The organism is Clostridium sp. 29_15 (genome assembly GCF_001916075.1).
GTDB classification, from domain to species: domain Bacteria; phylum Bacillota; class Clostridia; order Clostridiales; family Clostridiaceae; genus Clostridium; species Clostridium lentum.
In genome coordinates, this window is the sequence record NZ_MNRT01000017.1 from 1 (window position 1) to 12594 (window position 12594).

General features: G+C 29.6%; 11 protein-coding genes and 1 pseudogene. 2 read left to right on the plus strand and 10 right to left on the minus strand.

From position 1 onward, the window contains the following. Window positions 1–469: 469 nt before the first annotated feature. From BHW04_RS02115 to BHW04_RS02125, 3 genes and pseudogenes are all read right to left on the minus strand, one after another. Window positions 470–2656 carry an alpha-galactosidase gene (locus BHW04_RS02115; RefSeq protein WP_022166982.1) on the minus strand — a complete coding sequence of 729 codons (2187 nt, stop codon included), beginning with the start codon at window positions 2654–2656 and terminating at the stop codon, window positions 470–472. Between the two features lie 341 nt (window positions 2657–2997). Further along, window positions 2998–3165, minus strand: a pseudogene (locus BHW04_RS02120) (arsenate reductase ArsC); the annotation flags it as partial. 86 nt (window positions 3166–3251) lie between these two features. After that, on the minus strand, window positions 3252–3491 hold the full coding sequence (locus BHW04_RS02125; protein ID WP_308779194.1) for a spore coat protein: 240 nt from the start codon (window positions 3489–3491) through the stop codon (window positions 3252–3254). A 133-nt stretch (window positions 3492–3624) separates the two neighbouring features. Between BHW04_RS02125 and BHW04_RS02130 the strand changes: the two genes are divergently transcribed. Continuing rightward, window positions 3625–4179 (plus strand): TIGR01440 family protein, encoded by a 555-nt coding sequence (locus BHW04_RS02130; RefSeq protein WP_302698701.1) that lies wholly within the window; start codon window positions 3625–3627, stop codon window positions 4177–4179. A gap of 148 nt (window positions 4180–4327) precedes the next feature. Here BHW04_RS02130 and BHW04_RS02135 read toward each other — a convergent pair whose 3' ends face one another. The 7 genes from BHW04_RS02135 to BHW04_RS02165 all read right to left on the minus strand — a co-directional run bounded on the left by BHW04_RS02135 (window position 4328) and on the right by BHW04_RS02165 (window position 11617). Beyond that, entirely contained in the window at window positions 4328–5728 is a 1401-nt protein-coding gene (locus BHW04_RS02135) for a radical SAM protein (RefSeq protein WP_302632038.1), read from the minus strand. 323 nt (window positions 5729–6051) lie between these two features. Beyond that, complete coding sequence (locus BHW04_RS02140; protein ID WP_302632037.1) at window positions 6052–6198, minus strand: hypothetical protein; 147 nt, start codon at window positions 6196–6198, stop codon at window positions 6052–6054. A gap of 278 nt (window positions 6199–6476) precedes the next feature. Continuing rightward, window positions 6477–7700, minus strand: a complete 1224-nt coding sequence (locus tag BHW04_RS02145) for an NAD(P)/FAD-dependent oxidoreductase (RefSeq protein ID WP_302698704.1) — start codon at window positions 7698–7700, stop codon at window positions 6477–6479. A 1-nt stretch (window position 7701) separates the two neighbouring features. Continuing rightward, window positions 7702–8115, minus strand: a complete 414-nt coding sequence (locus BHW04_RS02150; protein ID WP_022166974.1) for a 4Fe-4S dicluster domain-containing protein — start codon at window positions 8113–8115, stop codon at window positions 7702–7704. Window positions 8116–8125: 10 nt separating this feature from the next. After that, entirely contained in the window at window positions 8126–10210 is a 2085-nt protein-coding gene (locus tag BHW04_RS02155; protein ID WP_302698706.1) for a molybdopterin oxidoreductase family protein, read from the minus strand. A 218-nt stretch (window positions 10211–10428) separates the two neighbouring features. Beyond that, a complete protein-coding gene (locus BHW04_RS02160) occupies window positions 10429–10635 on the minus strand; it encodes a hypothetical protein (RefSeq protein WP_302631070.1) in 207 nt (68 codons plus the stop codon). 49 nt (window positions 10636–10684) lie between these two features. Then, window positions 10685–11617, minus strand: coding sequence for a helix-turn-helix transcriptional regulator (locus tag BHW04_RS02165; protein ID WP_302698708.1), 933 nt, complete (start codon window positions 11615–11617; stop codon window positions 10685–10687). 183 nt (window positions 11618–11800) lie between these two features. On the opposite strand from BHW04_RS02165, the gene modA reads away from it, so the two are divergent. Continuing rightward, window positions 11801–12580, plus strand: coding sequence for a molybdate ABC transporter substrate-binding protein (gene modA, locus BHW04_RS02170; RefSeq protein ID WP_186834914.1), 780 nt, complete (start codon window positions 11801–11803; stop codon window positions 12578–12580). Window positions 12581–12594: the final 14 nt, after the last annotated feature.

Sequence of the window (12594 nt, forward strand, 5' to 3'; positions counted from 1 at the left end):
TATTTCATTTTCCTCTTTAATTCTTGCCATTTCTTTTTTTAAAGCTTTAACTTCCTTTAATGTCATAACTTCATTTTCATCTACTTTAATTTCTTTTACGTCTTTAATCCAACCGTTAATTGTTGATTTTGCAATGCCATATTCGTAGACGATGCTCTGCTAAGCTCATTCCTGCCTTAAATAATTCTACTATCATATCCTTATATTCTTAATCGTATCTTCTGCCCTTTCCCATAATGGACACATCCTTTCTTAACTAAATATTATTTTACTTAGTTCATCTTAATGTGTCCACTACTTTATACTAACACCAGGGATCTGTATTGGAAAACCTATTTGTTGCATAGGTATCACATTCTTTTTGAAGTTTTTCATAACGATATTATATGCAAAAAAGGGAATTCAAACTCGAATTCCCCTTTTTTTATCGGCTAGTATCGAAAGTTATTTCGATACATCCCCTTTATATCTATATTTTTTCTATTGTCCAAACTCTACTTTGATAATCTCCCAATAATTCTCCTATATATAATCCTACGTACATTAATTCATCTCCGCCATATACTTCATTAGTTTCTACAACTTTATATATGGCTTCTTTTTCTAATCCTCTTAACTTTAATCTCTTAGGTAATACATTAACCTCACCATATGGCTTAACGTAAGTTATAACACCTTTCGATTTATCTTTTGATAAATGCATCCAAGCTGCATCATTTCCGTCAAAAGTATTTTTTAATCTATATAAATCTCCAAATTGACATATTTGTCTTATTTCTTTATAGAATTCTACTTGTTTTTTAACTTCTTCCTTTTCTTCACTGGTCATTTTATTTATATCTAATTCATATCCAAAGCTTCCTTCCATTGCTACAGCTGCTCTTGTGCTTAGAGGTGTTATTCTTCCTACTTGATGATTAGGTACTTCTGACACATGACTTCCCATTGTTACTGTTGGATATACTAGAGAAGTTCCATATTGAATTTTTAATCTTTCTATAGCATCCGTATCATCGCTTGCCCAAGTTTGTGGCATATAATATAACATTCCGCCATCAAATCTTCCACCCCCCCCTGAGCAGCTTTCAAATAATATTTCTGGGAACTCTGATGTTATTGTTTCCATAATTCTATATAAACCAAGCATATATCTATGAGCTACTTCTTTTTGTCTTTCTCTTGGTAAATTACTTGATCCTATTTCTGTCATGTTTCTGTTCATATCCCACTTAACATAAGATATTGGTGCTGATTTTAATACATCTTTAAGCATTTTTATTATAGCATCACATACTTCTTCTCTTGATAAATCTAAAATTAATTGCTTTCTAGCTTGATTTCTAGTTCTTCCTGGAACATGAATACACCAATCTGGATGTTCTTCATATAACTTACTCTTAGGAGATATCATTTCTGGCTCAAACCATAAACCAAATTTTAATCCCATTTCATTTATATCTTTTGCTAAATCATTTAATGTACCTTGAATTTTTTCTTCATTTACAAACCAGTCACCTAATGAACTATCGTCATTATCTCTTGTTCCAAACCATCCATCATCTAAGACAAATAATTCAATTCCAAGGTCTGCTGCATCTTTTGCTATGCTCTTAATTTTTTCTCCATTAAAATTGAAATATGTTGCTTCCCAGTTATTAATTAATATAGGTCTTTCTTTATCTCTATATACCCCTCTACATAGTCTCTTTCTATATAAATCATGGAATATATGACTCATTCCTGTTAACCCATTTGATGAATATACAAGAACTGCTTCCGGAGCTTGGAATTCTTCATTTGGCTCTAAAAGCCATGAAAAATCAAAAGGATTAATACCTATTTGTGCTCTTGAATTATTATACATATCAACTTCTACATTAGCTAAAAAATTTCCACTATATATTAAATTTAATCCATATACATCTCCATACTCTTCATTAGCATCATGACTTGCTAAAGCTATAAATGGATTTTGAGCATGACTACTAGCCCCTCTTCTACTTTCTATCAATTGATTTCCACTTCTTAATGGAGTTCTTACCATATGTCTTTCTCTAGCCCATGCTCCTGATAATTGAATTAAATCAAATTCATTACTATTAAAATCAACATTAGCACTTAAAACTCTTAAAATCTCAACGTTATTATTACTGTTATTTATAACTCTACAGCTTCTTGTTATTGCATCATATTCTTCAAATACTGTATATGATAAAACAATTCTTAATTCTGCTAATTTATCCACTAAAGTAATTTCTAAAGTTTCTCCATCTATATCGTTTTCCATATACGTAGCAGGTAATCCTCTAAGTTCCTTTTTTCCTCTAAAAATGCTGTGATTTTCATATCTAAAATCAGTAAGTGTTGTTCCGTTAGCTAATTTTATTTCTATTGCAGGAGAACGTAAATCAGTATGACCATATGTTGGATATTCAACTGTATTTAATTCTATACTAAAATTATCAATATTATCTGTATCAGCTAGAAAGCTTCCTTTACCATATTTCTTAAAAATATAATCTAACTTATTAGATTCTAGCTTTCTTCCCCAGTATAAATGTATTAAATGACCTGTATCAGCTACCATTAATGCATAGCTTGTATTTTTAGATTTTATATTAAATACTTTTTTATCTTCATTATATATTATTGCCATATTTATCCCTCACCTCTAACAATTTTTCAATGTAAAGTAATTATACTATTTATTAATATAATAAAATATGTAAAAATGTTGTTTTTATATGTAAAAGTGTTGTTTTTATAATAATATATACGCAAATTTATTAAATATAATTTTAATAATTTAATTATAGACAACAATTATCCTTTTATCCAAAAATAAATAGCTACTTATAAGAAATACGTAACTATTTATTTTAAGCACTATATCACCAACAATAAATTAAATAAAACTGTTAATAACCTATAATAAAAGAGACCTACTTTTAACTGCCACTGTAAAGTAGACAGGGGGCAGTTAATTTTTTAGGTCTCTTATAAATTATTATTCTTTATTCTTTCTGCTAAATCTTTAATTTTGCTTTCTATAATTTTAGAAGTATTAATAAATTCTTCATCACATTTTCCTGTAGGATCTTCTAATCCCCAGTCTTCAATATGCTTTGCTGGAAGATATGGGCAAACAACATTACATCCCATTTTTCAATATAAAAATACAGATAGTTAAATATATTATTATTAACTACCTGTATTTTTTATAAAATTTATTTTATTTAATATTTATAATATTATCCTTGAGACATTTGTTGCTTTACAGTAGCAATTTCTTCAGGTGTTGCTTGCTGTGCTGGAATATAGTAGCCCTTTTCTTTTGCTTTTGTAAAAAGAAGATATTGGCGTACTTCATCTTTATTTCTCATTTCTTGTATAGTGGCACGTAATTGCTGATTTTCACATTGTGCAATAATTCCTCCATAACCAGCTAAACTTGCATTTAATGATGCAAGATAAACACTCCTTATAATTATTCACTTATATTATTTGAATTATTGTGATTTATATGTATGCTCATATTTATAATCATATTTTTATGAGATATAATAACAATATAATATAGAAATAATTTCTTAAAAATCATGCTTTTAAAGGAGAATAAAATATATGTCTGAATTATTAGATTCTATTTATAACCAAGCTAAAAAAGCTACAGAAGAATTATGTGAAAAAGCTAAACTTAAACAAGGAAATATCGTTATTATTGGCTGTTCTTCTAGTGAAGTAACAGGAGAGTTAATTGGTACACATTCAAGCCTTGAAACTGCTGATGCTATTTTTAAAGGAATATATGAAGTACTATCTGCCAAAAATATATATTTAGCAGCTCAATGCTGTGAACATTTAAATAGAGCTATCATTGTGGAACGTGCAGCAGTTCCACTTTATGATAATGTTAATGTCGTTCCTCAGCCTAAGGCTGGTGGATCATTTGCCACAACTGCTTATAATACTTTTAAGGATCCTGTGGCTATAGAGCATATCAAATCTGATGCTGGTATAGATATTGGTGGAACTCTTATTGGCATGCACTTAAAAGAAGTTGCTGTACCTTTGCGTTTAAGCCTTGACCATATTGGAAGTGCTATTTTGCTGGCTGCTAGGACAAGACCTAAATTCATTGGTGGTATACGTGCTACTTATAATGAAAATCTATTATAAAAAATAACTGGAGCTATACATTAGCACCAGCTATTTTTTATTCTTTTATTTTTTATCTTCAAAAAAGCTAATATGACATCAATATTTCTCTAAACATTTTATATGCAATAGATATTAATACCTATATTAATTTGTAACTTTACGTAAATCAGACTTTCATATAATCTTTTTCTTCTTTTTTACTACAACCAACACACCCTTTTTTACATCTTAAATTTTCTTCCCATAATGGTTCTGCCCTCTTAGCCCAAGTTTGTCCATACTCAATAGTTTTCCTACATAAATCATCTACATTTTCTGGATTAATAAATTCTGTAGACTTAGCTCCAGAATTTTTAACCATTTCAGCAATTTTAGGTGCATTATCTAATATAGGACATGGCCTAAATTGGTTTTCATTGAAAGGTTGATTTTTCTGATACTCTCTAAATAGTGGTTGTCCTAAAGCTTCTACCAATGATACATCTTTAATATTAGCTCCTGAATAATGACAAAATACACATGGTTCAACATCTCCATTAGCATTAATATGGCAATAACGTCTTCCTCCAGCAACACATCCTCCAACATATTCAGCATCATGCCAGAAATCCATATTAAATATAGCCTTATTATTTCTCCATCTACGAATAGTCCTATATAATTTTTCTCTTTGATCTGGATTAGCCATTAATGAAGTATCTGTGCCACATCCAATTGGCATAAAAGTAAAATACCAAGAGAAAAATGCTCCTTTATCCACCATTAAATCAATAAATTTATCACTTAATACACTATCACAATTTACTGTTGTAAAACAAGTGGAGAATCCAAAAGGAACTTTGTTTAATTTCATCAAATCCATTGCTCTCATTATATCTTTCCAAGAACCTTCTCCTCTTCTTCCATCAGTAGCATCATCAAACCCTTCTACGCTAATAGTTGGTACTATATTACCTACCTTGCATAAATCTTCGCAGAACTTTTGATCAATAAGTGTTCCATTAGTAAATATCATAAATACGCAATCATCATGTTTTTCAGCTAACTTTAGTATATCATTCTTCCTTACCAAAGGTTCTCCTCCAGTCATGATATAAAAATATATTCCTAGCTCCTTTCCTTCAGTGAATAACTTATCTAATTGTTCAAAAGATAAATTTAGAGCCTTATTATAATCAGCAGCCCAGCAACCAATACACTTTTTATTACATGCAGTGGTTGGATCTACTAAAATTGTAAATGGTATATCATAACCATATTTTTCTTTATTCTTTTCCAATTCCCCCCACCCTTTTATTGCTGCATTAAGTAAAAAGTTTGTAAATACTGTTTGTAATATGTTTGGATTTATCTCTTTGGTCATTCTTACCATCAGTTGTCTCCAGTTATTATCCTTTTCAGCTAAGTAACCTTCAATAACATCATATTGAGCATCATATAAATGTTCTGTATCAAACTTTCTAATCCACTTCATTATTTTTTCTAGATTTTCTTCTGGATTCTTTTGTAAGTAATTAAATACTTGCTTCAAAAACATTTTTTCTACCTTGTACTTAGCATTTAACATATAATTTCCCCCTTATATAAATTGAAAATAATTAATAATTGTCTTTATTCCTACACAATCTAATTCTTTTACAACAACTTTCTTTTTATTAATCACCTAACCACCTATAAACTTTTAACAGATTTTAAAACTATTTTTGTATTAAAATATATTAGTTTACTTTATTTACCAATTTAAATATAACATATACTTTTTACAATATATGCATCTCTTCACAAAATAATTATTATTTTAATGTTGATATTATTATATTTATGTAACTAAGAAAAATTAAAACCTATTGATAATTATTTCTTATCAATAGGTTTTAACTTTATGCTTAATTAATACATTTCATCCTCATCTTTTTCACTTGAAATCTGATTTTCATCAATTTCTAAATCCTCACATGCCTGTTCAAAGCTGCATCCATTTTCATCAATATATTTTGCTAAATATGAAGTAATGTCCATTTGAGAATAATTGTTCATAACCCAAACCTCCTAATTTAAATTTATAAAATTAATCTTTTACAGAAATAAATTTTTTATACATGAATTTTTTATTTCTTTATATAAAAAGATATATTCAGCTTTACTTATAATTATGAAAACATTTAACAAAATATTTTAACTTTTATTATATACTTATATAAGTAATATATATTTACAAAAACTATTATTGAATTTACTACTGCTACTGGATATGGCTATTAATTCCAAATATCCTATCCACTCAATTAATGGAATACCAAACATACATATAACCCCTAATATACAAATTCTAAATTTTCCTTTTCGTTAAAGAAGTCAGAATAATCAATTTGGAATATTGGTTTCTTAACCCTATCTATATTTATCTTATCTTTTATAAGCTGTGTTAATACACCTACATATGATAAGTCTCCTTGAACTATTGCTCCATAAATTGTTCCATTCTTATGTATAATCTTTTTATAATCCTTTCCTTTTATCTCTACAGCTTCTTCATAAGTATCATCTGGCTTAATAACAGTTCCTAAGGACATTGTTGCTACACCACAAAAATTCATAGTATTTTTACTACCAAAAAAATCTTCCATATATATATCCTTATTGCACATATTGTTGGCTGCAATTAATCCTTCCTTTACTGCAGTTGGCCATATAGGATTTCTTCCACTTATATCTCCTGCTCCATAAACATCTTTAACATTTGTTTCTCCTTTAGGATTAAATATTAAGCCAAATTTATCACATTCAATACCCGAACCTTCTAGAAAACCTACATTAGACCTTACACCTGTACATGCAATGATAAGTTCTCCTGGAACTTCTTCATCAGTATTCAATTTTATTGCCACAGGATTATTATTTTCATCAACAATTACTTTTTCTGCTCTTACATTAAATCTAAAATCCACTCCTTCTTCTTTCAACCTTTCAATATATACATTGGCTGCATAACGATCTAGTTGCAGTGGTAATATCCTATCTCCCATTTCTATCATAGTTACTTTGGCATCATAATCTAACAGACCTGCCATTGCATCTACACCAACAAGACCTGCTCCTAGTATAATAATATTTTTAACTTTTGGAGCTATTTCTTTTATCCTTATGGCATCATCTAAATTTCTTAATCCTATTACATTATTGGCAGTACGCAAATTTTCTATTGGAGGCAGGAATGATGATGCACCTGTTGCCAATACTACCTTTTCATATGGCAAGTCTTCTCCATTATCTAGTTTAAGCTTTTTTTCTTTCGTATCAATGCCTGTTACTTCCACGCCCTTCATCCATTTAATATCATATTTTTTGAAAAACTCTCCTGGAGAAAAGTCTAAATCTTCTATATCACGGCGTCCATCTAAGAAATGATGCAAAATACAACGTGAATATACATATTCATCTTTTGATATTAAGATGATTTCTATATCTTTATTTATTTCTCTTAAAGTCTTAGCTGCATTTATTCCAGCAGCTGAAGCACCTACTACTACATATGCCATCTTATGATTCCACCTCCTGTAAGGTTAATGCTCCCATTGGGCATTTTGCTGCACACTGTGGAGTCTGTTCTTTGACAGTAAGACACATATCACATTTCATAACTTCTCTATTGGTCTGATAATCCATTTTTAATACTCCATAAGGACATGCCATTATGCACATAAAACATGTTGCACATCTGCTTTTATCATAAAGTGCATAGCCAGTTTCATTATCTTTTTGCATTGCACCAGTAGGACATGCATAAACACATTCTGGTCTTGTACAGTGCCTACAATAAATTGGTGCATAATTTCCTTGACTATTAATTACTACATGACCTCTTGTATCTCTTCCTCCATGAGCCACTTTACATGCTGTAGTACATGTTAAACATCCTATACATTTTTTCCTATCAATCTTTATCCTTTTCATAGCTTTTCTCCTAATATACTTTTTCTATGTTAACTGGTACATATTTAAAACTAGGCTCTTTTGAATACTTATCAAAGATAGATGGCAGCACTGAATTTGCCTCTACATAATGCATTGGTGCAAATAAATGATCTTTCTTTACAGTCCTGCTAAATTTAACAATGAAATAATTTATCACTCCATTTGGTGATACTATCTTTATCTTTTCATTTTCATTTATACCTAATTCTTCTGCTAAATCAGGGTTCATATTTACATACCCTTCTTTAACTGAAATAGCATATACATCCTGTATTTCTCTTGTCCTTGTTAGTGTATGCCATTGACCTACAGTAGATCTGCCTGTGTTAAGTAAATATGGATATTCTTCATTTTGCTTATATTTAACTTCCTCTATATCTTCATAGATAAATTTTGCTTTTCCACTGGCAGTATAAAAATGTTTATCTTCAAAAAGCCTTCTTTCATCTATTTCTAATTTTTCTCCTTCTCTAAATGGCCATTGTATTCCTCTAGAATTTTTAAGATTTTCATATGTTACTCCAGTTATGTCACAAGGAGTTCCTTTAGTACATTGCTTAATAGTATTAAAGGCTATCTCTGGTGTTCTCCATTTATCTAGAAGTTTTCCCATTCCTAAAGCTTCACCTATACCTAAAGCTATATCATAATCTGATAATTCATTTTCCATTTTTGGAAGAACAGGATCTAATTTAGAAAGCCTTCTTTCTGTATTTATAATTACTCCTTCTTTTTTCAATCCATTAGTTGATGGTAAAAATAAATCACAATACCTAGCTGTATCAGTATCACTATAAATATCCTGTACAACTAAAAACTCTAGTTTTTCAGCTGCTTTTTTAAAATCTAAATTATTTATCCATGATACAATTGGATTAGTAGCAACTATCCATAATGCTTTGATTTCACCTGAATTTATCTTATCTATTATGACATTATAAGGTAATGTTGGTTTTGTAGGTAAAATTTTTTCATCAATATCTAAAGCTTCTGCCACCACTTTTCTTCTATTTTCATCTGTATACTCTCCTCCACCATAAAGCCCTGTAGTATTACTAAATGCTCTTGAACCCATAGCATTACATTGTCCTGTTATAGAATTTGCTCCTGTACCTGGCCTTCCTATATTTCCAGTCATTAAAGCTAAATTTATAATTCCTTGTGCTGACCTTACAGCTTGATGCCCTTGATTTATCCCCATAGTCCACCAAAATGATACATTTTTACCTTTATGTATTATTTCTGCTAATTCCTTAACTCTACCTTTAGAAATTCCAGTATATCCTTCTACATCATTTATGTCATATTTTTTAATATGCTCTTTAAATCCTTCAAAATCCTCTGTATAATTTTTGATAAAATTCTCATCAATCCAATTGTTTTCAATAAGTACATTTGCTATGGCATATATAAGATATAAATCACTTTTCGGTTTAAGATCTATCCAAATATCTGAATTACAAGCAGTCTCACTTCTTCTTGGATCTATTACTATAATTTTTTTATCTTTAATTTTATTTTTTAATACTCTTCCCCATAATATAGGATGAGACACCACTGGATTACTACCAAAAAATATTATTACATCTGACAGTTCTAAATCCTTTAAAGTATACGGTGGTGCATCAAATCCAAAACTTTGCTTATATGCCACCACTGATGTGGCCATACAAAGTCTAGTATTACCGTCACCATTACCACCTAAAAAAGTTCTTCCTATATGTCCTATAAGGGCCATCTCTTCAGTACATAGTTGCCCTGTACTTAAAAACGCAAAACTTTCTTTACCATTTTCTTTTTGAATCTTTTTTACACGGTCAGCAAATATATTAAAAGCTTCTTTCCATGAAATCTGTTTTAAATCTCCTTTTTTATCTTTCAATATAGGCAATACAGGATTTTCAAATTTAGTGTTTTGCTTATCTAGGTTAAGTCCCTTTACACAGCAAAACCCTGCATTCACTGGATAATCCTCGGTAGGCTTCACTGCATTTATAAAGTTTTTTTCATTTACATGAAAATCAAAATTACATGCTATTGAGCAGTAATTACAGGTAGATCTTACTACTTTCATATTGTCCTCTCCTTAATAATGATAAATATTTAATATACTTATTTTTCATTATTCTTTCTGCTTTTATTCCTTAACTGCTAAAGTTATCTAAAAAACATTAGATTTTTCTTCAGCTACTATCATTTAATTATGTAACTGTACAATAATAAAAAAACGCTCCCTCTATAGCTCCAGTATATTATCATATATACCTACTATAAAGGGAACGTATACTTTTTTTATTTATATAATCCTAATTCAATTATCCTATTTACCAATAATCCTATATTAACTTCCTTTAAACTCATTGGCACATCTATTATCTTATCTACCATTGTAACTTCTACATATTCAACAATTTTTCCATCTTCATCAACATAATCAATGCAATCATATGTAATTATATCTTCTTTAAGCTGCTTCTTAAGTGCTTTTAAATTATCCATTCTTTGAAACTCCTTTGTAAATATTATTATATAAATTATATTATATTACTTAAGTTATTGCCATTATTTTACCTGTATCTTTAGTATCATATCCGCCTAATCCATCAATTTCATTTTTAAACTGGCTACTCTTTACTATTTCAAGGATTCTTGCATATTTTTCATCTGCCAATTTTTCTTTTTTTATAACTAAATCATATCTTTCCTTTTGCATAGGTATAAAATCAACTGCCCCAACCTGAAGAGCCACCTTTTCAGTGCCTATACCTACATCTGCGTCACCTCTAGCTACAGCACTGGCAATAGATAGATGTGAAGTTTCTTCATTATCATAGCCTGCTATCATCTTTACACTAATGCCTAACTTTTTTATCTTCTCATCTAATAGTACTCTAGTTCCAGCACCTTTTTCTCTATTAATAAGTCTAATTCCATCCTTTGCTATATCTTCCCACTTAGTAATTTTTTTAGGATTTCCCTTTTTAACATAAAAACCTTGAATTCTATAAGCTAAATTTATTATTACACAAGCTGTTCCTGGTACAATCCTCTTTACATAAGGTTCATTATAAGTATCACTATCACCATCCCACATATGACTTGTGCATAATGTAACTTCATCCATATAAAGGCTATGTAATCCCCTATAGCTTCCCATATTTGATCTTAATACTCTATAACCTTCTGTCTGAATTAAATTTGCCAAAATATCTAAAATTATATCTTGTCCTGTTATTACTATAGAATCATCTTTATCATCAGTTTCTGCTTCATTTATCTTTTTTACTTTGCTTTTACTAACTAATTTTTTATGCTTTTGATTATCTATATATTCTTTTACATCGCTTTTATCAATTCTTAGTTTTTTTCCAACCTTATATGCTGGGATCTCTCCTCTCTTAACAAGTTCATATACAGTGTTTTTAGTTATATTTAATAGCTCTGCTACCTCCATGGCATTTAATGCTTCTTTATTTTCCATAAATATTTCTGCCTCCTTAGACTATAATCATTTTATCATGTATTATTTTTTTATGCTATTTTATTGAAATTTCATTATTTTCATGCTATATTAACAATTATGACAAAACATATTGAAACATATTAAAACATAACAAAACTAATTATATTTTATAAAATTTATTAAATAAAGAGGTTTTTTATTATGATTAAAAGATTAAAATTCTTATCAACTTTATGCTGCTTATCATTATTATTAACAGGATGCTCTTCTTCAACAAAGAAAGAAGATAAAACAATTGAGCTTAATATCTCAGCTGCAGCCAGCTTAAAAGAAGCTATGGCTGACTTAGAAGCTGCCTATACAAGTAAAAATCCTGAAGTTTCTTTTGTTATAAATTATGGTTCTTCTGGCTCACTTCAACAACAAATAGAACAAGGTGCACCTTGTGATTTGTTTATTTCAGCTGGAGAAAAGCAGATGACTGCCTTAGAAGAAGAAGGATTGCTTTTAGATGGTACTAATAAAGACTTAGTAAAGAATTCTTTAGTCCTTGTTACAAGCAATGATAGTGAAATCAGTTCTATTGATAGCTTAAATTCTGATGCAGTATCTAAAATTGCCCTTGGTGAACCTTCTAGCGTTCCTGCTGGTAAGTATGCTGATGAGACTTTAACTTCTCTTGCTATTAAAGATAGCTTAAATAATAAACTTGTCTTTGCTAAAGATGTTAAAGAAGTATTAGCGTGGACTGCTTCTGGTAATGCTGATGCTGGCTTCGTCTATTTAAGTGATGCTTTAAGTAGCGATGGTGTAAAAATTGTAGAAACTATTTCTGAAGAATACCATTCACCAATTACTTATCCTGTTGCTATTATTAAAGATAGTGATGATATTGATGCTGCTAAAGCATTTGAAGATTTCTTATTCACTGACGAAGCTCAAGAAATATTTGAAAAATACGGCTACAAGTCTGTAGAGTAGAATTTTCCAAGGAG

Bases quoted from the DNA above. Each gene is read 5' to 3' on its own strand.
- BHW04_RS02115 (WP_022166982.1), bottom strand. From the start codon at position 2,656: ATGGCAATAATATATAATGAAGATAAAAAAGTATTTAATATAAAATCT.
- BHW04_RS02130 (WP_302698701.1), top strand. From the start codon at position 3,625: ATGTCTGAATTATTAGATTCTATTTATAACCAAGCTAAAAAAGCTACA.
- BHW04_RS02135 (WP_302632038.1), bottom strand. From the start codon at position 5,728: ATGTTAAATGCTAAGTACAAGGTAGAAAAAATGTTTTTGAAGCAAGTA.
- BHW04_RS02140 (WP_302632037.1), bottom strand. From the start codon at position 6,198: ATGAACAATTATTCTCAAATGGACATTACTTCATATTTAGCAAAATAT.
- BHW04_RS02145 (WP_302698704.1), bottom strand. From the start codon at position 7,700: ATGGCATATGTAGTAGTAGGTGCTTCAGCTGCTGGAATAAATGCAGCT.
- BHW04_RS02150 (WP_022166974.1), bottom strand. From the start codon at position 8,115: ATGAAAAGGATAAAGATTGATAGGAAAAAATGTATAGGATGTTTAACA.
- BHW04_RS02155 (WP_302698706.1), bottom strand. From the start codon at position 10,210: ATGAAAGTAGTAAGATCTACCTGTAATTACTGCTCAATAGCATGTAAT.
- BHW04_RS02160 (WP_302631070.1), bottom strand. From the start codon at position 10,635: ATGGATAATTTAAAAGCACTTAAGAAGCAGCTTAAAGAAGATATAATT.
- BHW04_RS02165 (WP_302698708.1), bottom strand. From the start codon at position 11,617: ATGGAAAATAAAGAAGCATTAAATGCCATGGAGGTAGCAGAGCTATTA.
- modA (WP_186834914.1), top strand. From the start codon at position 11,801: ATGATTAAAAGATTAAAATTCTTATCAACTTTATGCTGCTTATCATTA.